This window comes from Kocuria sp. NBRC 114282 (assembly GCF_030268385.1).
GTDB classification, from domain to species: Bacteria; Actinomycetota; Actinomycetes; order Actinomycetales; family Micrococcaceae; genus Kocuria; species Kocuria palustris.
Map to the genome: position 1 here is coordinate 591,669 of NZ_BSQO01000001.1, position 23,235 is coordinate 614,903.

Consider the following 23,235-nt stretch of genomic DNA (forward strand, 5'->3'; position numbering starts at 1 on the left):
CGCAGATCCGCAGCTGATCGGCGGAGATGGGGTGCGGTGGTGCGGCCTCAGCCCAGCGGCTCGACGACCAGGACCGCACGGCGCTCGCCGGTGCGGCCCTGGTCGTCGCTGTCCCACAGCCGCGTGACGATCAGCGTGGCGCGATTCGGCCCGGACGGCTTGAGCTGCCGGCGCAGCTGCTCGGGCGTGACGTCGGTGCCGCGCTTCTTGATCTCCAGGGTGCCGATCCGGTTCTGCTTCACCCAGGACTTGAGCACCTTGACGGTGTGGGGCAGGACCTCGCGCACGCGGTAGGCCCGGGCGTACGGGGTCGACGGGTCCTGGACGTCGGAGGCCGTCAGGTAGGCGATGCGGGGATGGACCAGGCGTGCACCCAGACGATCGCCCAGGTCCTGCACCAGTCCGGCGCGGATCACGGCTCCGTCGGGCTCCCAGACGACGTCGCCCGCGGCGATCGGCGGGACGGCGTCGTCGCTGTCCTCGGAGACCGTCAGGGGTGCGTCCTCGGGGTCTGGGAACGGCTCCGAGGAGATCAGCTCGTGGTGGCCCTGCTCGCCCATGACCAGGGCGGCGCGGCGGATCCCGGGGCGGGCCAGTGCTCCGAACCACAGCACGACCTCGACCACATCGCGGCGGTGGGAGATCCACTGCGCCTCGCACCCCTCCGGCACGGCCGCGTGCGGCAGGCCCGGACCCATCTTCACGCCCACCGGCATCCCGGAATCGGCCAGCGCCTCGACGAAGGACAGGGGAGGGGAGAAGGCTTCCGGATCGAAGATCCGCCGGGAGGCTCCGGCGGTCTCGCGGCGGGCCGGATCGAGCCACAGCGCCTCGGGGCGCCCGCCGGGCAGGCCGTCGAGGTCGAGGCTCTGGACGTCAGCCTGGACCACGCGGGTCTCGGGGAACGGCGTGAGGTTCACCGTCGCCACGGCCGCGGTGGTCTCATCGAGCTCCACGGCGGTGACGTCGAGCCCGGCGGAGGCCAGGGTCATGGCGTCGGCGCCGATCCCGCAGCCCAGATCGGCCACGCGGCGCACACCGGCCTGGACGTACCGACTGGCGTGGACGGCCGAGACGCTCAGCCGGGTGGCCTGCTCGAGGCCGTCCTGGGTGAAGAGCATGTGCTGGGCGAACTCGCCGAACTTGGCGGCCGCGGCGGTGCGCAGCCGCGACTGGGTCATGGCCGCCGAGATCAGCTCGGGGGCGAATCCCTCGGCCCGCAACCGCGAGATCTGCTGGAGGGCCTCGTCCTCCCGATAGGGGCCCAGCCCGTCGAGCAGCCGCATGCCCTCGGGCGTGAGCAGCGCGGCCAGGGACTCGGCGGCGGTCTCGGGGGAGGGGGTCTCTTCCACGTCCTCGACCCTAGCCTCTGAGCGGACGGTGATCGACGGAGCTGCGCGGCGACGCGAGGATCAGTAGCAGGAGGCGAGCCGGCCGTTGGGGCCGTCGATCACGGTGATGGGGGTGTCGAAGACCTCGGTGAGCACCTCGTCCGTCAGGATCTCCTGCGGCGTGCCGAAGCGTGCGATCTGCCCGTCCTTCACCGCGCAGATGTGATCGGCGTAGTGCCCGGCGAAGTTGATGTCGTGCAGCACGATGATGATCGTTCGGCCGAGCTCACGGCAGGCGGAGCGCAGGAACTGCATCATCTGCACCGAGTGCTTCATATCGAGGTTGTTCAGCGGCTCGTCCAGCAGCACGTGATCCGTCTCCTGGGCCAGGACCATGGCCACGTAGGCGCGCTGGCGCTGGCCGCCCGAGAGCTCGTCCAGGTACCGGTCCTGCAGCTCGGTGAGGTGCAGGAAGTCCAGGTACTTCGAGATGATCCGTTCGTCCTCCACGTTCAGCCGTCCCCCGGAGTAGGGGAAGCGTCCGAAGCCCACGAGCTGGCGCACCGTCAGGCGGGTGACGTAGTGGTTCTCCTGCCGCAGGATCGACAGGATCTTGGCCAGGTCCTTGGACTTCGTCCTGGCGACGTCCATCTCCGCCACCCTGATGACCCCCTCGTCGAGGGACAGCAGGCGTCCGATCATGGTCAGCAGCGTCGACTTGCCGGCGCCGTTGGGCCCCACCAGCGCGGTCATGCCGCCGGTGGGGATCTCGAGGTCGACCGGGCCGATGCGGACCTCGTCGGTGTAGTGCTTGCGGACAGTGTTCAGGGTGATCACAGGCGTCCCTTTCGCAGGATGACGTACAGGAAGACGGAGCCGCCCACGAGCTCGATGATGATCCCCACGACGCCCTGGGCGTAGAAGACGTGGTGCATCAGGAAGTAGGCCCCGGAGAGCACCACGAAGCCGATGAGCATGGCGACCGGGAAGATCCGTCGGTGGTCGTAGGTGTCGGCGAACTGGTAGGCCAGCGTGGCCACCAGGAAGCCCAGGAAGGTCAGCGGGCCCACCAGGGCGGTGGAGACGGCCATGAGGATCGAGATCAGGAACAGGATCCGGATGGTCTCCCAGCGGTGGTTCAGCCCCAGGTTGTTCGCGACGTCAGCGCCCATGGCCACGACGTTCAGCCGCCGGGCCGACAGCCACAGCGCCAGCCCCGCGGCCAGGCACAGGGGGATCGCGATCGGCAGGAGGCTCGCATCCGCGTTGGACACGGAGCCGAAGAGCCGGGCGTTGAGGACGTCGAACTCGCTGGGGGTCAGCAGACGCTGCATGAAGGTCGACACCGAGCCCAGGCCGCCGCCGATGATGATGCCGACCAGCAGCATGACGTGCATGCTGCCCCGGCGTCCGGCGAGCAGCCAGGTGTACAGGGCGGTGGCCAGCAGGACCATCAGGCTCACCTGGACCACGAACTGGGTCATGCCGCTGAAGGCCACCAGACTGGCGGCTCCGGCGAAGTAGACCACGCCCGTCTGGATCGCCACGTACAGGGACTCGAAGCCCATGATCGACGGGGTGATGATCCTGTTGTTGGTGGCGGTCTGGAAGCTCACGGTGGCCATGGCCTGGCAGAACGCCACCACGCCCATCACGATCACATTGGTCAGCCGCAGCTCGGCGATGCGCCAGAACCCCGGCGTGCCGAATGGCAGCGGGTTGTCCCAGGCCAGCAGACCGCCGGCGAAGAGCACGGACAGCGCGAGCAGCACCACGACCACGATGACGTAGCGCCGGCGGGCGGCGGGGGTCGCGAAGGCCCCGGCGCTCGAGCGCTGGGCCTTGGCGGTCGTGGGTCTGGCGAGTGTCATCCGGGGGGCCTCCATCAGGCGCTGCGGCGCTGGCGCAGCAGCAGGGCGACGAACACGACGGCTCCGACGATGCCGAGGATCACGGAGACGGGGATCTCGAACGGGGCGATCAGCGTGCGCCCCAGCAGATCGCACACGGTGACGATCGCGATGCCCAGCAGGCAGACCCAGGGAAGGTTGGAGCGCAGGTCGTCGCCGCGGATCATCGAGACGATGTTGGGCACGATCAGCCCCAGGAACGGCAGATTGCCGACCACGACGGTCACCACCCCGGTGGCGATCGCGATCAGGATCGTGCCGAAGAGGATGATCCGGCTGTAGTTCAGCCCGATGCTCGTGGCGATGTCCTCGCCCAGCCCGGCGGCCGTGAGCCTGTCGGCCACGATGAACACCACGACCACGACGGCCGCCACGATCCACAGGACCTCGTACTGCCCGCGCAGCACCGAGGTGAAGCTGCCGGCGAACCACACGCCGAGGTTCTGCAGCATGTCGGTCTGCAGCGCCAGGAAGGTCGAGACGGAGCCGACCACGGCGCCGAGCATGATGCCGACGATGGGCACGATCAGCGACGAGCGCAGGGACACCCGGCGCAGGAAGAGGAAGAAGACCATCGTGCCGATGAAGGCGAAGAGGATGGCGGTTCCCATGCGCGTCATGAGCGTGGCAGACGGGAAGACGATCATGGCGGTGAGCAGGCCCAGCCCCGCCCATTCGGTCGTGCCGGTGGTCGTGGGCTCCACGAAGCGGTTCTGCGTCAGCAGCTGCATGACCAGCCCGGACATGGACATGGCCGCCCCGGCCAGCACGAGGGCGATCGTGCGGGGAAGGCGGGTGATGCCGAGCATCTCAGCGCCGCCCTCCGAGCCGAGGTCGTAGACCCCCGTGAACAGGGACAGGACCAGCAGCCCTGCGACCGCTGCGGTCGCCAGCCACAGCTTCCAGTCGAGCAGGGCTGCGGCGAGCCCGGATCGTCGGGTGCTCGCCTCGGCGCCGGTGCGGGCTTCGGTCATCGGGGTCCCCTCAGCATGGTCGGGCGGTGCGGAGGCATGCGCCTCGTCCCGGGAGGCCGGGCACGAGGCGCATGCCTCAGCGGCGGCACCTGCATCGGGCCTCGACGCCGGTGCCGCCGCTGACAGATCAGCAGGTCAGCTGCTCTTGGACTCGAAGGCGTCGGCCAGGCCGTTGAAGATCTCGGTGTAGGTCTGGATGCCCTCGTTGGTGTAGGTGTCCGCCGGAGCGTAGTAGATGTTGCCCTCCTTCACGGCGGTCACGTCCTGCAGCGCCTCGGACTGCTCGATGACCTCGGCGGCGGGGGTGGCGCCCTCCTCCGAGCTCACGCCGGCGTCGCGGTCCAGGACCACGATCCAGTCCGGGTCGGAGTCGGCGATGGCCTCGACGGAGATGTCGTCGCCCTGGTGGTCGTCCGAGGCGCCTTCGACCTCGAGGGCCGGGGTGAAGCCGAACTCGTCGAACAGCGGCCCGAAGGTGCGTCCCACGCCCGGGGCGATGTAGCCGATCTCGCCGCCGGAGACGTTGACGGCCATGACGGTGTCGCCCTCCTGATAGGAGTCGGACACGCGCTGGGCGGCATCGTCCAGGCCGCCGTTGAGCGAGTCGGCCTCCGAGGTCTTGTCGAAGATCTCGCCGATGGCCGAGGTCTGGCGCTTGAGCTCCTCGAAGAAGTCCTCGCCCTCGCGGGGCTCGAACTCCACGATCGCGGCATCCGGGACGAGCTCGGCGATCTGATCGTGGTAGTCGCCGAAGCGCTGGCCGTTGACCACCAGGCTGGGCTCCACGCCGGCGATGGCCTCGAGGTCCGGCTCGCGGTGATTGCCGATGTCGACGACGTCATCGCCCTGCCAGCACTCGACCGCCTCCGGCAGCAGGGGCTTGGGCGCCGCGGCCAGCTCGACGTCCCACTCGCACAGGGTCTCGAACGTGCGGTTGTCGGTGGCGACCACGTTCTGCGGCGGCAGCGCGACGGTCTCGGTGCCGAAGTTGTCCTCGACCTCGATGCTGTCGGTCTCCCCGGAGCTGCTCTGGCTGTCCGAGTCGCCGGAGCCGCCGCAGGCGGTGAGTCCGAGGGCCAGGGCCAGGGGCAGGGCGGCCAGTGCGGCGCCGGAGCGGCGGCTGGGTGCAGGCATGGGAGCATCCTCTTGTCTGTCGACGACGTGGTGGCGGAGCAAGGTGAGCCTCACCTTGAGTAGGTCAGGGTTACCTTACTGGCGACCTTAAAGGATTCTCCCAGCTGTTGCCAGGGCTTTCCTCGGAGCCTGCGGGCCGGCTGGGAGTCGTTCCGGGGCGTTCGTTCCTCCGCAGTGTGCAGTTGGCACTCGCCTTGACCGACTGCCAGCGCCGTCTCTAAGGTGGCTTTAGCACTCGCCCTCGGGGGGTGCTAAGGGATTCGGGCCGATCGGCACCGCGACGACGGTTGGCAGATCCTCTGGCGCACCAGCACCGGGGTCCTCGCAGCAGCGGGGAGCAGCACCTCGGCGGGGCGCCGTGACAGCTTCAGCAACACTTCGAATCCATGAGAGAAGGAGACATCGTGTCGATCTCCATCAAGCCGCTTGAAGACCGCATCGTCGTCCAGGTCGTCGAGGCCGAGCAGACCACCGCCTCCGGCCTGGTCATCCCGGACACCGCCAAGGAGAAGCCCCAGGAGGGCAAGGTCATGGCCGTGGGCCCGGGCCGCGTCGACGACTCCGGCAACCGCATCCCGGTCGACGTCAAGGAGGGCGATCTCGTGATCTTCTCCAAGTACGGCGGCACCGAGGTCAAGTACAACGGCGAGGAGTTCCTCGTCCTGCCGGCGCGCGACGTGCTGGCCGTCGTCGAGAAGTGAGCCTGACGACCCCCTGATCACCTCAGGCGGTCCGAGCAGAGGGCGCCCGCCGCGTGCCCCGCGGTTGCGCGGGTCCGCATGGCCGGCGCCCTCTCTCGTCGATCAAGACCCCAGCCATCCCGACGGGCCCGCGCCCGTCGATCCCGAAGGAGAATCCGGCCCATGGCCAAGCAGCTGCTCTTCCGCGAGGACGCACGCAATCAGTTGAAGGAGGGTGTCGACCGCCTGGCCGACACCGTCAAGGTCACCCTCGGCCCGCGCGGCCGCAACGTGGTCCTGGACAAGAAGTGGGGCGCCCCCGTCATCACCAATGACGGCGTGACGATCGCCCGAGAGGTCGAGCTGGACGACCCCTACCAGAACCTGGGTGCCCAGCTCGCCAAGGAGGTCGCGACCAAGACCAACGACGTCGCCGGCGACGGCACCACGACCGCCACCGTCCTGGCGCAGGCGCTCGTGGAGGAGGGCCTGCGCAACGTGGCCGCCGGCGCCGCCCCGGGCCAGATCAAGAAGGGCATCGAGGTCGCCGTCCAGGCGGTCGCCGATCGCCTGCTCGAGGACGCCCGCGAGGTCTCCGGCGACGAGGTCGCCAAGGTCGCTGCGATCTCCTCGCAGTCCGAGGAGATCGGCGAGCTGATCTCCCGGGCCTTCGAGGTCGTGGGCAAGGACGGCGTGATCACCATCGAGGACGGCTCCTCCACGGAGATCGAGCTCGAGGTCACCGAGGGCATGCAGTTCGACAAGGGATACCTGTCGCCGTCGTTCGTCAAGGACGCCGAGCGCCAGGAGGCCGTCATGTCCGACGGCCTGGTCCTGCTCTACCAGGGCAAGATCTCCTCGGCGCAGGAGCTCATGCCGGTGCTCGAGAAGGTCGTGCAGACCAAGAAGCCGCTGACGATCATCGCCGAGGACGTCGAGGGCGAAGCCCTGTCCACGCTGGTCGTCAACAAGCTGCGCGGCACCCTGGACGTCGTGGCCCTGAAGGCCCCGGGCTTCGGCGACCGCCGCAAGGCGATCATGGAGGACCTGGCGGTTCTCACCGGCGGCACCGTGGTGACCTCCGAGCTGGGCATCGCCCTGGACCAGGTCTCCCTGGAGCAGCTGGGCTCCGCCCGCACGGTCACCGTGACCAAGAACGAGACCACGATCATCGACGGCGGCGGCACCGCCGAGGCGATCTCCGAGCGTGTGGACTACATCCGCGGCCAGGTCGAGCGCACCGATTCCGAGTGGGACCGCGAGAAGCTGCAGGAGCGCCTGGCGCGCCTGGCCGGCGGCGTGTCCGTCATCAAGGTCGGCGCGGCCACCGAGGTCGAGGCCAAGGAGCGCAAGCACCGCATCGAGGACGCCGTCTCCTCGACCCGCGCGGCCCTCGAGCAGGGCATCGTGGGCGGCGGCGGCTCGGCGCTGGTCCACGCCTCCGCGGCGATCGACGACGTCAAGGCCCAGCTCGACGGCGACGCTGCCGTGGCCGCGGACATCGTGCGCCGCGCCCTGCGCCAGCCGCTGCGCTGGATCGCGCAGAACGCCGGCCAGGACGGCTGGGTCGTGGTCTCGCGCGTGGAGCAGATGGAGCTCGGGCACGGCTACGACGCCAAGGCCGATCAGTACACCGATCTGCTGGCGGCGGGCATCATCGATCCCGTCAAGGTGACCCGCTCTGCGCTGCAGAACGCGGCCTCGATCGCGGCCCTGGTGCTGACCACCGAGACCTTGGTCACAGACAAGCCCGCAGAGGACGATCAGGACGGCCACGGCCACCAGCACTGATCCGGAAGCTGCGGCGCTGACAGCGGCCGCAGCAGGCCGAGGACAGGCCCGGCTCCCGTCGCACTCGCGGCGGGAGCCGGGCCTTCTGCGCACCTCGGACGATGCCGCGGGCGGGCAGCCTGCGCTGGTAGGTTGACGCCCGTATTTCCCCCGGAGGCTGCGCAGGCATGCAGGCTTCCGCATGACCCGCTGCCGTGGCCGCAGCACGGAGGAGAAGCATGTCCGAGCAGCAGGAGACAGGCGGCACCGCGGACGACGCCCGCCGCCGGGAATCCGTGGCCAGGTACTCCGGCTTCCGCCCGGAGATCCAGGGGCTGCGCGCCGTCGCCGTGATCATGGTCGTGCTCTACCACGTCTTCCTCGGGCGGGTCTCGGGCGGCGTGGACATCTTCCTGCTGATCTCGGCGTTCTTCATGACGCTGTCGTTCGTGCGCAAGCTCGAGGGCGGGCGCCCGCTGCGGATCGGACGCTACTGGCTGCACACCTTCAAGCGGCTGCTGCCGCTGGCGGTGCTCACGGTGCTGGGCACCCTGGTGCTGGTCGCTCTGTTCTTCCCGGCCTACCGTGTCGAGGAGGCCCTGCGTCAGGCAGCGGCGGCCCTGACCTACACCGAGAACTGGGTCCTGGCTCTCACCTCGGTGGACTACTACGCCGCCGACCGCTCCACGGCCAGCCCGTTCCAGCACTTCTGGTCCCTGTCCGTCCAGGGCCAGGTCTTCCTGCTGTGGCCGCTGCTGTTCGGACTGACCTGGCTGCTGACCCGCGGCCGGTCCCGCCTGCGGCCCGTGCCTGTGCTCGCGGTGCTGTTCAGCGCCATCTTCGCCGCCTCGCTCGTGTTCTCGATCGTCACGACCGCCACCCAGCAGGAGTTCGCCTACTTCGACACCCGAACCCGGCTGTGGGAGTTCGCCCTGGGCTCGTTGCTGGCCTTGGCGCTGCCCTTCATCCGACTCCCGCGGTGGCTGCGCGTGGTGCTGGGGTGGGTGGGGTTCGTCTCGATGGTGCTGGTGGGCCTGCTGGTCGATGTGCAGGGGGCCTTCCCCGGCTGGATCGCCCTGTGGCCCCTGCTCTCGGCGGCCGCCATCATGGTCGCCGGGCAGACGGACTCGCGCTTCGGCCTGGACCGGATCTTCGCCGCCAAGCCGCTGGTGCGCCTGGGGGACTCCTCCTACGCGCTCTACCTCGTGCACTGGCCGCTGCTGATCACCTACCTGGTCATCCGCGACCGCCCGGAGGCGGGGCCGCGCTCCGGGGTGGTGCTGATCGTGCTCTCGCTCGCTCTGGCGATCCTGGCGACCAAGCTCATCGAGACGCCGCTGAAGAGCTGGAAGTGGCCCGAGGCCACCAAGCTGCGCCTGGCCGGAGCGGTCGTCGTGTGTCTGGCGGTCGGTCTGGGGCCGGTCTTTGCCTGGCAGCAGAGCCTGCGCGCGGACGTCGCCGAGGCCCCGGACGGCCCCACGGCCTCGAACCCGGGTGCGCTCGTGCTGCGAGACGACGTGCAGACCGCGCCGGATCCCGACGCCCCGACGATTCCGCTGGCCGCCCAGCTCGACGACCAGGCGCCGGACCGGGGCGCGGCATGCCCGAGCGAATGGGACATCCCCGTCGGATCGCAGCAGTGGTGCCGCGAATCGGTGCCCGCGGAGGACCCGTCGCAGACCGTGCTGCTGATCGGCAACTCGCACTCCGAGCACTGGCTGGACGCCCTGCGGCCGGTGGCCGAGGCGAACGGCTGGCGGGTGGTCAGCTACATCAGGCCCGGCTGCTATTGGACGAGCCACGAGGACCAGCGCGATGACGAGTGCGGCCCCTGGCTCGACGGCTCCATGCCCCTGGTGCATCAGATCGACCCGGATCTGATCATCACCCAGTCGACCTTCACCAACGCCGGGGGCGAGTACTACAAGCCGGACTTCGACCAGCGCGTGCGCGAGGTCACGGGCGAGGGCTACCGCGTCCTGGGAGTGCGCGACATCCCGCGGTTCGATCAGGCTCCGCCGGAATGCGTCATGGAGGAGGGGTCCGCGCAGGCTCCGCAGTGCCAGAAGACCCATCCCATGCTCGGACAGCCCGATCCCATGCAACCGCTGGCCGAGGAGCTGCCGCTGTACGCCGAGATGGACATGACCGATCAGATCTGCCCGGAGGGGACCTGCCCGCCCGTCATCGGGAACATGTACGTGCAGTGGGACAGCGGGCACCTGTCCATTCCCTACTCGCGCTCGCTGGCCTGGACCTTCGGCGACCGCCTGGCCGCAGCCCTGGCCGGGGACGGCGTGGTCGTGGAGCACCAGCCCGCTCTGCCGCAGCTGCAGTGAGGGCCGCCTCGGCAGGCGGAGGGGCCGAGGGCCCGTGAAGGGTCCTAGACTGTCCTCTCGAAACCGCACCGCGCCCGGGAGCCGCCGGGGCGTCGGCCGTGCCGTCGATGGAAAGGTCCTCCCCGTGTCAGAAGCCCCCGTCCCGACCGCCCTGTCCGAGGATCCGTTCGGCTTCGTCGGACTCACCTACGACGACGTCCTCCTGCTGCCGGGCAGCACGGATGTCATCCCGTCGGAGGCCTCCACGCGCACGCGCCTGTCGCGGCGCATCGAGCTCGAGACGCCCATCATCTCGGCCGCCATGGACACGGTGACCACCGCCAAGATGGCGATCCAGATGGCCCGCCTGGGCGGCATGGGCGTCATGCACCGCAACCTGTCGATCGCGGATCAGGCCGAGAACGTGGACCTGGTCAAGCGCAGCGAGTCCGGGATGATCACCGATCCCGTGACGGTCAGCCCGGAGGCCACCCTGCGCGAGCTCGACCGCCTCTGCGGCTACTACAAGGTCTCGGGCCTGCCCGTGGTCGAGGACGGCACCCGCCTGGTCGGCATCATCACCAACCGCGATACCCGCTACCTGCCGGAGTCGGACTTCGACACCCGCACCGTGCGAGAGGTCATGACCCCCATGCCTCTGGTCACCGGGCGCGTGGGCATGCCCAAGGAGGAGGCCTTCAAGCTGCTGGCCTCCAACAAGCTCGAGAAGCTGCCCCTCGTGGACGATCAGGGTGCGCTGAGCGGGCTGATCACCATCAAGGACTTCACCAAGGCGGAGCAGTACCCGCGCGCCACCAAGGACGACGAGGGCCGCCTGCGGGTCGGTGCGGCCGTCGGCTTCTTCGGCGACGGGTGGGAGCGGGCCATGACGCTCGTCGAGGCCGGCGTGGACGCCCTGTTCATCGACACCGCCAACGGGCACTCCCAGGGCGTGCTGGACATGATCGCCCGGCTCAAGGCCGAGCCGTCGGCCGCCCACGTGGACGTGATCGGCGGCCAGGCCGCCACCCGGCAGGGCGCCCAGTCGCTGATCGACGCCGGGGCCGACGGCATCAAGGTCGGCGTGGGGCCGGGCTCGATCTGCACCACGCGCGTCATTGCCGGCGTGGGCGTCCCGCAGATCACCGCGATCAACGAATCCGCCAAGGCCGCGATCCCGGCCGGCGTGCCGCTGATCGCCGACGGCGGCCTCCAGCACTCCGGCGAGATCGGCAAGGCGCTCGTGGCCGGGGCGGACTCGGTCATGGTCGGCTCGCTGCTGGCCGGCACCGATGAGTCCCCGGGCGATCTGATCTTCATCAACGGCAAGCAGTTCAAGGCCTATCGCGGCATGGGCTCGCTGGGGGCCATGCAGACCCGGGCCGGGAACACGTCGTTCTCCAAGGACCGCTACTTCCAGGCGGACGTGGGCTCGAACGAGAAGCTGATCCCGGAGGGCATCGAGGGCCAGGTGCCCTACCGCGGCCCGCTGTCCTCGGTGATCCACCAGCTCGAGGGCGGTCTGCGCCAGACCATGTTCTACACCGGCGCCCGCTCGATCGAGGAGATCAAGCACAAGGGCCGCTTCGTGCGGATCACCTCCGCCGGGCTCAAGGAGTCGCACCCGCACGACATCTCGATGACCGTCGAGGCCCCCAACTACAAGCGCTGATCGGACCCGATCCGGCGCTGGAGACAAGGACGCTGACGTGAACCTGAACTACGACATCGAGATCGGCCGCAGCAAGCGGGCCCGCCGGACCTACTCCTTGGACGAGGTCGCCCTGGTGCCCTCGCGGCGCACGCGCGACCCCCGCGAGGTCTCGACGGACTGGCGGATCGACGCCTACACGTTCGAGACCCCCTTCCTGGGCGCGCCCATGGACTCGGTGACCTCCCCGGCCACCGCGATCGCGCTGGGGCGCATGGGCGCCCTGGGCGTCCTGGACCTCGAGGGGCTGTGGACCCGCTACGACGATCCCGAGCCGCTGCTCGAGGAGATCGCGTCCCTGTCGGGCGAGGACCTCCCGGCCGCCACGCGCCGCATGCAGGAGATCTACCGCGCGCCGATCCGCCCCGAGCTGATCACCCAGCGGCTGGGGGAGATCAGGGAGGCCGGCGTCATCGTGGCCGGCGCCCTGACCCCGCAGCGCACGCAGGAGCACTACCGCACCGTGCTCGAGGCGGGCGTGGACCTGTTCGTGATCCGCGGGACCACCGTCTCGGCGGAGCACGTGTCCCAGGCGGAGGAGCCGCTGGACCTCAAGCGCTTCATCTATGACCTCGACGTCCCCGTGATCGTCGGCGGAGCGGCCGGCTACACCCCGGCCCTGCACCTGATGCGCACCGGCGCCGCCGGCGTGCTCGTGGGCTTCGGCGGCGGGGCCTCCATGCGCACCGAGCAGGTGCTGGGCATCCACGCAGCCGGCGCCTCGGCCATCTCGGACGTGGCGGCAGCTCGCCGGGACTACCTGGACGAGTCCGGCGGGCGCTACGTCCACGTGATCGCCGACGGCGGCGTGGGCACGTCAGGGACCATCGTCAAGGCCCTGGCCATGGGCGCCGACGCCGTGATGCTGGGCACCGCCCTGGCTCGGGCCGAGGAGGCTCCCGGGCGCGGCTGGCACTGGGGTGCTGAGGCCCATCACGGCGAGGTCCCGCGCGGCGTGCGCACGCGCGTGGGCACCGCGGGGCCGCTGCAGGAGGTTCTGCACGGGCCCTCGAGCCAGGTCGACGGCAGCTCCAACCTGGTCGGCGCGCTGCGCCGGGCCATGTCGACCACCGGCTACCTGGACCTGAAGTCTTTCCAGCGCACCGAGGTCGTCGTCCACGGCTGAGCCGTCGGGAGCGCGGAAAGGGGCGCGCACCGCTGCGGTGCGCGCCCCTTCGCGCGTCCCGGGAGCGATTCGGCGGCGTCCGAGGGCGTCATTAGACTGAGGCGGTGCTTCGGACCGCCCTCAGACCCAGATCCCTGCTCGTGCTGGCGGTCTGCCTGGGCGTCGCCCTCGTCTTCGTCCTGCTGAGCCGCTGGCAGCTCGAATCCAGCCGGGACGCGCAGACCGTCTACGACCCGGGCAAGGAGATCGTCCGCCCGCTGGAGGAGACCCTGGACCCCGGCGCCGCCTCGACCCTTGAGCAGGTCGACACCGCCGTGGAGGCCACCGGGACCTATCTGCCGGATTCGACCGTGCTGATCGAGGACCGCCTGCAGGACGGGCGCTCCGGCTGGTGGGTTGTGGCCGGCCTGCAGATCCCGGGAACGCAGGACGACTGGTCGGGTGCCGATGCAGACCTGGTGCTGCCCGTCGTGCGCGGCTGGACGGATGACCCCGAGCACATCCCGCAGCTTCCCGAGGGGGAGGTCTCCGTGGCCGGGCGGCTGCTGCCGCAGGAGGCCCCGGTCTCCACCCAGGACCAGGAGCCGCAGCGCTACGCCAGCCTGTCGCCGGCCCAGCTGTCCAACGTGTGGGACGTGCCGATCTACTCCGGATTCGTCACCGCCATGGCCGAGGCCCCTGCCGCGCAGCCCGCGCCCCAGGACGGATCGACCGGCCTGGCGGAGGACGACGGCACCCTGCCGGAGCAGGGCGGCCTGATGTCGCCGCAGCTGGAGGCCGTCTCGGTCGATCAGCAGCCCACGGACACCTCGCTGGATCCGCTGAACATCTTCTACGCGGTCGAGTGGGTGGTCTTCGCGGGCTTCGCGATGTGGATCTGGTTCTCCTCCGTGCGCGACGAGCACCGGCGCAGACAGGACCCTGCGGCCTGGTTCGAGCTCGACGGCGAGTCCCTGGCCTACGCCTGGGATCAGGAGGCTCAGCGCTTCTACTACTACGATCCCGTCGCCGGGGAGTACTTCTACTTCGACGACCAGCCCGCCGCGGACCAGAGCGTCCCGGCCGGTGCAGATGACCAACCGGAGGACCGCGGGCGAATCGACCCGCAGAGCGGAGAGCAGCGATGACCCAGGGAGCCCCGCAGGAGGGAACGCCCCGGCCCAAGCAGCGCACCGACGGCGTGCGCGTCACGGCGCCGGAGGGGGCGGATCCGTCGAAGGCCCGCGAGCCGGGCCAGCTGCCGCAGTACTCGGCGCTGCGCACGCGCCGGCGCTTCGGCGGGACCGAGTCCCAGATCAGGTGGTGGCTGAACTTCTACATGGTCTGGGCCTGGATCTCCGGCACGTTCCTGCTGCTGCTCGTGGCCGAGATGATCCTGCGCTACGCCATGGGCTTCGACGTCATTGCCGGGGGCACCATGGCGGGCGCGGGGGAGTCCGTGGCCCTGGGCCTGCGCGACAACGAGCTGATGGACATCGAGGGCGGCGTCAACATCTCCACCTGGGTGCTGATCGTGCACGGCTGGTTCTACGTGGTCTACCTGTTCTCGTGCTTCCGCCTGTGGATGCTCATGCGATGGCCGTTCCCGCAGTTCATCGTCATGGCCCTGGGCGGCGTGGTGCCGTTCCTGTCCTTCATCGTCGAGCGCAAGATCCACCGCTCGACCGCCCAGGAGCTGGCCTCGTTCCCCAAGGCGGCCAAGCGGTACTGAGGCGCCGACCGGCCGCAGCCCTGCGGTGACCTAGACTGTCGGCCGTGACATCTCAGCCCAGCACCACGTCCGCATCCGAGACCGCCGATGCAGCCCACGGGTCCCAGGGCCCGGTCCTGGTCGTCGACTACGGAGCCCAGTACGCCCAGCTCATCGCCCGCCGCGTCCGCGAGGCGGACGTCTACTCGGAGATCATCCCGCACACGCTGTCCACGCAGGAGATCCTGCAGCGCAAGCCGTCTGCGCTGATCCTCTCCGGTGGGCCGTCGTCGGTGTGGGCCGAGGGCGCCCCGGTGCGCGATGCCGAGCTCTTCGAGGCCGGGATCCCGATCTTCGGCATCTGCTACGGCTTCCAGGTGATGGCCAACGCCCTGGGCGGGACGGTGGCCAAGACGGGCGCGCGCGAGTACGGCGCCACGATCGTCGACGCCTCGCTGGGCGTCGCGGACACCGCGCCCGAGGGCCAGGACGTGCCGGGACCGGATTCGATCCTCACCGGCTCCCCGCGCCTGCAGAAGGTCTGGATGAGCCACGGGGACTCCGTGACCGAGGCCCCCCAGGGCTTTCGCGTGCTGGCGTCGTCCGGCGGCGCCCCCGTCGCCGCGTTCGTGGACGAGCAGCGGCGCCTGGCCGGTGTGCAATGGCATCCGGAGGTCCGCCACACCGAGCACGGCCAGGCCACGATCGAGCACTTCCTCTTCGGGATCGCCGGGCTGAAGCCCACGTGGTCCACCGAGAACATCATCGACGCCCAGGTCGAGCGCATCCGCGAGCAGGTCGGCGACGGCCGCGCGATCTGCGGGCTCTCCGGCGGCGTGGACTCGGCGGTGGCCGCAGCGCTCGTCCAGCGCGCGATCGGGGACCGCCTGACCTGCGTGCTCGTGGACCACGGGCTCATGCGCCAGGACGAGGTCGAGCAGGTCGAGACGGAGTACGTGGCCTCGACCGGCGTCAACCTGCACGTGGCGCGGGAGTCCGAGCGCTTCCTCGATGCCCTGGCGGGAGTCAGCGACCCCGAGACCAAGCGCAAGATCATCGGCCGCGAGTTCATCCGCGCATTCGAGGCCGCCGAGGAGGCGGTGCTCGTGGCCGCTGCGGATGAGGGCGCCAAGGTCACCCACCTGGTCCAGGGGACCCTCTACCCTGACGTCGTCGAATCCGGCGGCGGCGAGGGCGCGGCCACGATCAAGTCCCACCACAACGTCGGCGGGCTGCCCGAGGACCTCGAGTTCGAGCTCGTCGAGCCTCTGCGCGAGCTGTTCAAGGACGAGGTCCGCGAGGTCGGCCGCCAGCTGGGCCTGCCCGAGTCGATCGTGGGACGGCAGCCGTTCCCCGGTCCGGGGCTGGGCATCCGCATCATCGGCGAGGTGACCAGCGAGCGCCTGGAGATCCTGCGCCGCGCGGATGCGATCGCCCGCGAGGAGCTCACCGAATCCGGGCTGGATCAGGAGGTCTGGCAGATGCCGGTCGTCCTGCTGGCAGACGTCCGCTCGGTGGGCGTGCAGGGCGATGGCCGCACCTACGGCCACCCGATCGTGCTGCGCCCCGTGTCCAGCGAGGATGCCATGACCGCCGACTGGTCCCGCCTCCCGGAGGACCTGCTGGCGCGGATCTCCAACCGGATCACGAACGAGGTCCAGGAGATCAACCGCGTGGTCCTGGACGTGACGTCCAAGCCGCCGGGAACCATCGAGTGGGAGTGAGCGGCGGGGCCGCAACGGCCCTGCCGCCTCCTGCAGGCGGCGTCTTGCGCGCCGACTGAGCAGTCCCCGACGCCGCGGCCCGCCCAGGCCGCGGCGCTCACCCATTAGGAGAAGCATGTCCCCCTCGTCCGAGTCCGGAGCCCCCGTTCCGCACGGCTCCGCGTCCTCCCACCGCAGCGGCCAGGAGACCGTCTCGCTGCAGGCCTGGACGCGGCAGATGGACGCTTACACCGGCCCGGACACGCTGCTGGACTTCAACCAGGTCGACAACGTCTGCATCGACCTGACGGAGGCCAACTCCTCCGGGCAGGCGCAGCTGATGATGGGCCGCCCCACCCGCTTGTCCACGATCATGCGCGAGCAGGCGGGGCTGCAGCGGGCGTCGCGCGCGGCGCGGATCCTGCGCACCAAGATCCACGAGCTCTCCGCCCAGCACGGGCTCGATGCCGCCTACCTGGCGGCCGGCACCGCCTCCTGGCTGCAGGCGGAGCCGCGTCCCCGTGCGGAGGACGCCCAGGGCCCGCACGAGGCGGGGGAGCGCGGCCACGGCGACCGGCACTCGACGCAGCGGCGGTTCATCGCCCCGGTCCTGCTCGCCCCCGTGACCATCCGCCCGCGCTCGGACGGCGATGACTTCGATCTGCAGATCGTGGGCCCCGCTCAGCTCAACCCGGCCATGGTCCGGCGCCTGCTGGCCGATCACGGGGTGGACCTGACCACCGGCGAGATCTCCCGCCTGGCCTACGGCACGCGCCGACTGGATCCGGCACCGGTGCTCGAGTCCCTGCGCATGGTCGCCTCCGAGGTCCCGGGCATGCACGTGGAGCACCGCCTCCTGGTCTCCACCTTCGCGGACCTGCACGACCGTCCCGCCGATGAGCACGTGCCCGCGCGCACCGACGTGATCCGCGACCTGGCCCGCCTGAAGTCCACGGCCGTCGGCAAGATCCCGCAGCCGCAGCCGCTGCAGAACCGCTCCGCGCCGCTGGATCAGCGCGATCCGGACTCCGAGCTGCTGCTGCTCGACGCCGACAGCTCCCAGCAGGAGGTCGTGGACCTCGCCACGCAGGGCGACTCCTTCGTGGTCACCGCAGCCCCCGGCACCGGGCAGATCGCGACCGCCGTGAACACCGTCGGCGCGCTCGTGGCCCAGGGCCGCTCCGTGCTCGTGCTGGGGGAGCGCCGGGCCGCCCTGGCCGATTTCCACCGAGGCTTCGAGATGCTCGGGCTGTCGTCGTCGGTGCTGCAGCTGGGCTCGCACCTGACGGGCGAGGACGTCGCCGGCCAGCTCGTCGAGTCGATCACGCGCGCCGAGCGCGCCCAGGAGCCGGACCTGCGCGCCCTGCACAACCGGCTGCGCTCCGTGCGCGACCTGCTGGCCGGGCACATGGAGGCCCTGCACCGCCAGCGCCCGCGCGTGGAGGCCTCCGCGTATCAGGCCATGCAGGCCCTGGCCGAGCTCACCTCCCGCCCGGACGGGCCCACCACCCGGGTCCGGTTCTCGCGCGGGGTGCTCGACGCCGCCGCCCACCGCGCCGAGATCACCCGCCAGCTCGAGAGGGCCGCGGAGCTCGGAGCCTTCGACGCCGCGACCCTCGACGGGCCGTGGGAGGGCGCGCGCCTGGTCAACGACGAGGAGACCCGGCAGGCCCGTCACCTGGCCCAGTCGCTGCTGCTCGAGCTGACCACCCTGGAGACCGGGATGCGCACGGTGATGTCGGTCTCGCGGATGCGCGCCGGGGCCACGATCCCCGAATGGGGCCAGCAGCTGCGCCTGCTGCAGGAGGTCGAGTCCTCCCTGCGCTCCTTCACCCCGGACATCTTCGACCGTCCGGTGACGGACCTGATCGCGGCCACGGCGGCCTCGTCCTGGCGGCGTGATCACGCGATCGAGATGTCCGGGCTGCAGCGCTCGCGGCTGCGCAAGGCGGCCAAGGAGTACATCCGACCGGGCGTCCACCTCTCGGACCTGCACGCCTCCCTGGTCAAGGTCCAGTCGGAGCGCGACCGCTGGCGCTCCTGGTCCACCACGATCGAGAAGCCCGAGATCTCGGACGCGGTCGACGACGTCGCCGAGATCCAGCAGCGCTTCATCGAGGACCTCGAGGGCCTGATGATCGCCCTGGAGGGCTCCCGCACGGGCGGGGGCCTGATGGAGCTCGACGTCGCCGAGCTGCGCGAGGTGCTCACCCAGCTGATCGACGATGAGGCCAATCTGGAGACCATCCCCGAGCGGACGCTGCTGCTCGAGGGCCTGCGCGATCGCGGCCTCGGCGAGTTCATCGAGGACCTGACCTCTCGGCGCGTGCCCGGGCACCGGGTGGCCGAGGAGTTCGATCTGGCCTGGTGGCAGTCCTCGCTGGAGGCCATGGCCGCCGATGACGGCCTGCTGCCCATGACGGACGGCTCGAGCCTGCGCCGCGCCGAGCAGGACTTCCGCCGCGCCGACTCCGCGCACATCTCCTCCGGTCCGCAGCGCCTGATCTGGGCCCAGGCCCAGCGCTGGCGCCGTCTGCTGCGGGAGCAGCCGGAGGCCGCAGGGGAGCTGCGCGACATGCTGCGCCAGGGCAGCGCCCCGCTGCCGCAGCTGCTCAAGGCCTGCGGCGACCTCACCCGTGCGCTGGCCCCCGTGTGGACCGCGAGCCCGCTCGTGCTCTCGGCTGCGCTTCCCGATGACCTCGAGATCGACGCCGTCGTGGTCCTGGACGGGGAGTCGACGCCGCTGGCGGCCGTGCTGCCCGCCGTGACCCGTGCTCGCCAGGTCGTCGTCTTCGGCGATCCCGCCCTGGGCCGCCCGCAGCCCTTCACCGTGGCGCCCATGACAGGGGAGTCCTCCGGGCCGGTGACCGAGGTGGACTCCGCGTTCGACGCGCTCTCGCGAGTCGTCGATCGCCATCAGCTGCGCGTGCTGTACCGGGACATGGACGCTCACCTGTTCGATCAGCTCAACGCGGACTTCTACGGAGGGCAGCTCACTCGCCTGCCCTCCGGCACCGCGCTCACCGAGGGCGATTCCCGCCTGGAGGTCGAGTACGTCGCCGACGGCTACGGCGAGCTGGCCGCCGGGCACGAGGGCGTGCAGTCCCCGAACGCCGAGGTGCGCCGCGTGGTCCAGCTCGTGATCCGCCACGCGCGCCTGCACCCGGAGCGCTCGCTGGCCGTCGTGACCCCGAGCGCCCGCCATGCCGCACGCGTCGCCCAGGGCGTGAGCGCCGTGCTGGGGCAGCGCCCCGAGCTCGCGGAGTTCTTCCGGCCCGGGCCCGAGTCCTTCCGCGTGGTGGATCTGCACCGGGCCGTGGGGCTGCAGCGCGACACCGTGATCTTCAGCGTGGGCTTCGGGCGCACCGATCACGATCGCGTGCTGCCCTACCTGGGGCAGCTCTCGGACCGCGACGGCCGCCGGGGCTTCGTCCTGGGGATGACGCGCTCGCGGCTGAACACGATCGTGGTCTCGTCCATCCGTCCCGAGGAGCTGGAGCCCAGCTCTCTGCACAACGGCGCTCGCGATCTGCATCGCCTGCTGCTGCGCATCGAGGAGGCCGGGCACATCCGCATCGGCGCCGCCGATGAGCCGCTGCTGGCCCAGAAGGACGAGCGGCAGGAAGTTCTCCAGGACGCCGCCGGGACTTCGGAGGCAGGGGATGCCGGGGCCGAGGCCCCTGAGGCCGAGGCCGCCCACGAGTCGCCGGAGCCCGTCGAGGCCGCTGAGCGGCCCGAGGCGCAGGACCGTCCCAAGCGCCCGCACCTCTCGCTGGTGGGGGCTCAGGAGACCGCCCGGGCCGAGCAGGACGACGAGCCCGCGGCCGAGCCGGCCACGCAGCCGATCCTGGTGCACGATCCCATGGAGCTGGCCGACGCCGCCGTCCACGAGGACGCCCTGGTGCAGGACCTCTCGCGCCGTCTGGTGCAGCGCGGCGCGGCGGTGCGCCACCACCACGAGGACGCGATCGACCTGATCGCCTGGTCCGAGACCGCCGAGTCGCTGTCGGCCGGAGCCGTGGTGGGACAGCGCTCCAGCGGCGACCCGGTGCGCATCCCGGTGGCCGTGGTCTCCGACGGCATCGAGCAGGTGGCCCGCATGTCGGTGCGCGAGCGCTCGCGGCTGCGCCCGCAGCAGCTCGAGCGCAGCGGCTGGAACCACCTCACGCTGTGGACCATCGAGGTCTTCACCCAGCCCGACGCCGTGGCCGGCCTGATCTGCCGCTACCTGGGGCTGCCGGCTGATACCGGCACCACCGCCGTGGACGGGGCCGGGACGACGGGCCGATCGTGAGCCCGCAGGAGCCTCGGCGGCGCCCGCCGCGCGGCACGCGCCGAGCGGTCGGCGGCAGCCCGGCACCCGGCCCGGATGCCGGGTCCGGCGGCGCTGAGCAGCGCCCTGCAGCATCGGATCGAGCGCACGAGCCGACCCCCGAGACCCTGGACGAGGTCCCGGACGACGCCCAGCGCGACGACTGGCTCAGCGCCCAGCGGCCTCCGCACTGGGGCTGAGCGCCTCAGCATCCGCGGGCGCGGCCACGAGCACCGGCACGAGCTCGCCCTCCGGGGCAGCCGCCAGACGCTCGGCCGTGGCGGCATCTGCGCCCACGACCAGAAGGTCGTCCTGGCTCTCCGGCGTGGAGGCCAGCAGGCCGTCGGCAGGCTCAGCCGGATCGGCCACCCAGAGCACCGGCAGCTGCGCCGCCACTCGCGCCGAGGTCTCGGAGGCACCGGTCTCCTCGGAGCCCTCGGCCCCGCCCTCGGACGCGTCGGCGGCATCGCCGTCGGTCCGGTCATCGGCTGCGGCGCTCGGCGAAGGAGCCGGGAGATCGGCATCGGAGCGGATGAGGTCCACGTGCTGACCGGGCCGCACGTGGGTCAGTGTGGCGGAATCAGCCACGCGCAGCGTGACGGCCGTGGTGCCGGGCGGCTGCCCCGAGAGCAGATCCGGTCCGAGCACCGACGGGCCGGTCAGCGGCTGTCCCTCGACGACCGCGCTGGCCAGGGTGCGCCCCACCCATGTCTCGATCTGCTGACCCGCTCCCGGGGAGTCCCCGGCCGCATCTGCGGCCAGTCCCTTGCTCGGGGTGCTGAGGGGATCCGTGCTTGGCTGCCGTGTCCCGACGGAGCTGCCCTGGTCGTCGGGGGCCGGGGCGGCTGCGGTGTCCTCGGCGCCTGCTGCGGACTCGCCGGGGACCAGATCGACCGGGTAGTCGGCCACCCGGAGGTCATCGGCGGACAGGACCGTGCCGGCGCCCAGGGAGCGGGTCGCCACCACCGTGGGCACAGTGCGCTGGGAGGCCGGGCTGATCTGCAGCACCGCGATGGCTGCGGCGATGCTCAGGAGCACAGCGGCGATCAGGCGTCGGCGTCGGGACAGGGCCGTGCGCAGCGTGATCCCCAGCGGATAGCGCGGCCGTCGTGGAGCGGAGCGGGGTCTCCTCCGTGCTGTGCCGCGGCCGCCGAGTCGTGCACGGCGGCCGGGGGAGGGGGCCGAGCCCCGTCGGATCGTCATGCCCGCACGCTAGGCGGGGCCTCGAGTCCCGTGGCGCAGCTGCTGTGCCGGTGGGGGAGCGGCGGCCCGAGAAGGCGGTCCGATGCGCGGCTGTGGAGCCTCGGAGCAGCCGCGCATCGGAGGCACAGCCGCGATCAGCGGGTCAGTCCGACGAGCTCGAGCTCGAGGAGGCGGAGCTCGAGGAGCTCGTGCCAGAGGTGCTGGACTCCGAGGATGAAGCAGAGGACGAGGAGCTGCTCGCGCGGGAGTCGTTGCGGTAGAAGCCCGAGCCCTTGAAGACCACGCCCACGGAGTTGAACTGCTTGCGCAGCTCGCCGCCGCACTGCGGGCACTCGCTCAGCGGGGCGTCCGAGAAGGACTGGCGGACCTCGAGCTGGTGGCCGCAGCTCTTGCACTTGTAGGCGTAGACGGGCATGGAGGGACCTTCCGGACGACGGCGAGGCACGGTGCGTGCCGAGGGCGGGGCCGCGGCGGCCTCTGCTGAGGAGACGACGGCGGCTTCGGATCGGCCTCGATTCTATGCGCCTGTGCTCTCGGCCCTCGCCGCCGAGCCCTGCAGATCGACCAGCCCCGTCTCGGTCAGGGCGAGGTGAAGCCGGGCGTCCCAGGGCTCGCCGGGAACAGCGCCAGGAGGCAGCACCTCCCGGGCGAAGACGCAGGCCGCCGCGGGGGTCCCAGGGGCGAGCGACTGCAGGAAGGCGTCGTAGAACCCGCCGCCCATGCCCAGGCGCAGGCCCTCGGCGTCGACGGCCAGGGCGGGCACCAGGACCAGTCCGAGATCCTGCGGAGCCTCGCTGAGGGGCCCGACCGCCTCGGGCAGTCCCCCGGGCCCGGACGGGGCGAAGCCCGTGGAGTCCAGCCACGGCGTCCACAGCATCCTGCGTCCGGGCTGGGTCACGGGCAGCAGCAGGCTCCGATGCGCCATGTGCTGCCGCAGCGCCTCCGTGAGCGGGGGCTCCTCGGGCAGCGGCAGGAAGGCGAGCACGGGGCCGTCGGGATGCCGGGCGAGCAGCTGCTCGAGCCCGGTGGCAAAGCCGACGACCTGCCGGGAGCGCTCCTGCACGGAAGTCCCCGCACGGTCCGCGCGCAGACGTCGACGCAGCGCGCGCTTGCGCTCACGGACTGAGGGCACGGGCGTCTGAGGGGCGTCGGAGCCGGTCATGAGCCCCATCATGGCAGTTCATGAAGCCGACGCCTCTGTCCACACTGTGGCACCGGCCTCGATGAAATCCGATGTGCTGCTGGGCGCTGAGATGCCCCCTGGGGCGACGAGACGGCGGTGGCAGCGGGGCTGCGAAAGCGGCGGGCACAGCGCGACGGCCCACAGCCGGGAGGCCGGTCCGCGAACACGGCTCGCGGGGTGATGCGACCCA

General features: G+C 71.1%; 18 protein-coding genes. 10 read left to right on the forward strand and 8 right to left on the reverse strand.

The window, feature by feature from the left end; translation table 11 throughout:
* Positions 1-47: 47 nt before the first annotated feature.
* The 5 genes from QSJ40_RS02760 to QSJ40_RS02780 all read right to left on the reverse strand — a co-directional run bounded on the left by QSJ40_RS02760 (position 48) and on the right by QSJ40_RS02780 (position 5,349).
* Positions 48-1,352: a class I SAM-dependent methyltransferase gene (locus QSJ40_RS02760; protein WP_285728536.1), complete on the reverse strand. Its 1,305-nt coding sequence runs from the start codon at positions 1,350-1,352 to the stop codon at positions 48-50.
* Positions 1,353-1,412: 60 nt separating this feature from the next.
* A complete protein-coding gene (locus tag QSJ40_RS02765; RefSeq protein ID WP_285728538.1) occupies positions 1,413-2,168 on the reverse strand; it encodes an iron ABC transporter ATP-binding protein in 756 nt (251 codons plus the stop codon).
* Positions 2,165-3,202 carry an iron chelate uptake ABC transporter family permease subunit gene (locus QSJ40_RS02770; RefSeq protein WP_285728540.1) on the reverse strand — a complete coding sequence of 346 codons (1,038 nt, stop codon included), beginning with the start codon at positions 3,200-3,202 and terminating at the stop codon, positions 2,165-2,167. The genes QSJ40_RS02765 and QSJ40_RS02770 overlap by 4 nt, the downstream gene beginning before the upstream one ends.
* A gap of 14 nt (positions 3,203-3,216) precedes the next feature.
* Positions 3,217-4,215 (reverse strand): ABC transporter permease, encoded by a 999-nt coding sequence (locus QSJ40_RS02775; protein ID WP_024289960.1) that lies wholly within the window; start codon positions 4,213-4,215, stop codon positions 3,217-3,219.
* A gap of 135 nt (positions 4,216-4,350) precedes the next feature.
* Positions 4,351-5,349 (reverse strand): siderophore ABC transporter substrate-binding protein, encoded by a 999-nt coding sequence (locus tag QSJ40_RS02780; protein ID WP_285728542.1) that lies wholly within the window; start codon positions 5,347-5,349, stop codon positions 4,351-4,353.
* Positions 5,350-5,753: 404 nt separating this feature from the next.
* Here QSJ40_RS02780 and groES point away from each other — a divergent pair, with 404 nt between their 5' ends.
* The 10 genes from groES (at position 5,754) to QSJ40_RS02830 (ending at position 20,859) form a co-directional block, all read left to right on the forward strand.
* Complete coding sequence (groES, locus tag QSJ40_RS02785; RefSeq protein WP_024289962.1) at positions 5,754-6,050, forward strand: co-chaperone GroES; 297 nt, start codon at positions 5,754-5,756, stop codon at positions 6,048-6,050.
* Between the two features lie 162 nt (positions 6,051-6,212).
* Positions 6,213-7,820, forward strand: coding sequence for a chaperonin GroEL (groL, locus tag QSJ40_RS02790; protein ID WP_061710802.1), 1,608 nt, complete (start codon positions 6,213-6,215; stop codon positions 7,818-7,820).
* 218 nt (positions 7,821-8,038) lie between these two features.
* Complete coding sequence (locus QSJ40_RS02795; RefSeq protein WP_285728550.1) at positions 8,039-10,138, forward strand: acyltransferase family protein; 2,100 nt, start codon at positions 8,039-8,041, stop codon at positions 10,136-10,138.
* Between the two features lie 124 nt (positions 10,139-10,262).
* Positions 10,263-11,789 (forward strand): IMP dehydrogenase, encoded by a 1,527-nt coding sequence (gene guaB / locus QSJ40_RS02800; protein WP_024289965.1) that lies wholly within the window; start codon positions 10,263-10,265, stop codon positions 11,787-11,789.
* Between the two features lie 43 nt (positions 11,790-11,832).
* Positions 11,833-12,954 (forward strand): GuaB3 family IMP dehydrogenase-related protein, encoded by a 1,122-nt coding sequence (locus QSJ40_RS02805; RefSeq protein WP_024289966.1) that lies wholly within the window; start codon positions 11,833-11,835, stop codon positions 12,952-12,954.
* A 104-nt stretch (positions 12,955-13,058) separates the two neighbouring features.
* Entirely contained in the window at positions 13,059-14,081 is a 1,023-nt protein-coding gene (locus tag QSJ40_RS02810) for an SURF1 family protein (protein WP_082330999.1), read from the forward strand.
* The gene (locus QSJ40_RS02815; RefSeq protein ID WP_285728558.1) at positions 14,078-14,665 is read left to right on the forward strand and encodes a DUF3817 domain-containing protein; all 588 of its coding nucleotides are present in this window, start codon (positions 14,078-14,080) and stop codon (positions 14,663-14,665) included. Before QSJ40_RS02810 ends, QSJ40_RS02815 begins: the two co-directional genes overlap by 4 nt.
* Positions 14,666-14,709: 44 nt before the next feature.
* Positions 14,710-16,368 carry a glutamine-hydrolyzing GMP synthase gene (gene guaA, locus QSJ40_RS02820; protein WP_006213438.1) on the forward strand — a complete coding sequence of 553 codons (1,659 nt, stop codon included), beginning with the start codon at positions 14,710-14,712 and terminating at the stop codon, positions 16,366-16,368.
* A gap of 115 nt (positions 16,369-16,483) precedes the next feature.
* Complete coding sequence (locus QSJ40_RS02825; protein ID WP_285728560.1) at positions 16,484-20,641, forward strand: DEAD/DEAH box helicase; 4,158 nt, start codon at positions 16,484-16,486, stop codon at positions 20,639-20,641.
* The gene (locus QSJ40_RS02830) at positions 20,638-20,859 is read left to right on the forward strand and encodes a hypothetical protein (protein ID WP_155930976.1); all 222 of its coding nucleotides are present in this window, start codon (positions 20,638-20,640) and stop codon (positions 20,857-20,859) included. Before QSJ40_RS02825 ends, QSJ40_RS02830 begins: the two co-directional genes overlap by 4 nt.
* On the opposite strand, the gene QSJ40_RS02835 is transcribed toward QSJ40_RS02830, so the two are convergent.
* The 3 genes from QSJ40_RS02835 to QSJ40_RS02845 form a co-directional block, all read right to left on the reverse strand.
* Positions 20,828-21,862 carry an SAF domain-containing protein gene (locus QSJ40_RS02835; RefSeq protein WP_285728563.1) on the reverse strand — a complete coding sequence of 345 codons (1,035 nt, stop codon included), beginning with the start codon at positions 21,860-21,862 and terminating at the stop codon, positions 20,828-20,830. The genes QSJ40_RS02830 and QSJ40_RS02835 overlap by 32 nt on opposite strands.
* Before the next feature lie 142 nt (positions 21,863-22,004).
* Positions 22,005-22,277, reverse strand: a complete 273-nt coding sequence (locus QSJ40_RS02840) for an FmdB family zinc ribbon protein (RefSeq protein WP_006213433.1) — start codon at positions 22,275-22,277, stop codon at positions 22,005-22,007.
* Between the two features lie 102 nt (positions 22,278-22,379).
* The gene (locus QSJ40_RS02845) at positions 22,380-23,024 is read right to left on the reverse strand and encodes a 5-formyltetrahydrofolate cyclo-ligase (protein ID WP_206390354.1); all 645 of its coding nucleotides are present in this window, start codon (positions 23,022-23,024) and stop codon (positions 22,380-22,382) included.
* Positions 23,025-23,235 lie beyond the last annotated feature (211 nt).

Excerpts from the sequence above, each read along its gene's own strand:
- QSJ40_RS02840 (WP_006213433.1), bottom strand. The coding sequence starts at position 22,277 with ATGCCCGTCTACGCCTACAAGTGCAAGAGCTGCGGCCACCAGCTCGAG.
- QSJ40_RS02770 (WP_285728540.1), bottom strand. The coding sequence starts at position 3,202 with ATGACACTCGCCAGACCCACGACCGCCAAGGCCCAGCGCTCGAGCGCC.
- QSJ40_RS02815 (WP_285728558.1), top strand. The coding sequence starts at position 14,078 with ATGACCCAGGGAGCCCCGCAGGAGGGAACGCCCCGGCCCAAGCAGCGC.
- QSJ40_RS02845 (WP_206390354.1), bottom strand. The coding sequence starts at position 23,024 with ATGACCGGCTCCGACGCCCCTCAGACGCCCGTGCCCTCAGTCCGTGAG.
- QSJ40_RS02835 (WP_285728563.1), bottom strand. The coding sequence starts at position 21,862 with ATGACGATCCGACGGGGCTCGGCCCCCTCCCCCGGCCGCCGTGCACGA.
- QSJ40_RS02795 (WP_285728550.1), top strand. The coding sequence starts at position 8,039 with ATGTCCGAGCAGCAGGAGACAGGCGGCACCGCGGACGACGCCCGCCGC.
- QSJ40_RS02780 (WP_285728542.1), bottom strand. The coding sequence starts at position 5,349 with ATGCCTGCACCCAGCCGCCGCTCCGGCGCCGCACTGGCCGCCCTGCCC.
- QSJ40_RS02825 (WP_285728560.1), top strand. The coding sequence starts at position 16,484 with ATGTCCCCCTCGTCCGAGTCCGGAGCCCCCGTTCCGCACGGCTCCGCG.
- QSJ40_RS02775 (WP_024289960.1), bottom strand. The coding sequence starts at position 4,215 with ATGACCGAAGCCCGCACCGGCGCCGAGGCGAGCACCCGACGATCCGGG.
- groL (WP_061710802.1), top strand. The coding sequence starts at position 6,213 with ATGGCCAAGCAGCTGCTCTTCCGCGAGGACGCACGCAATCAGTTGAAG.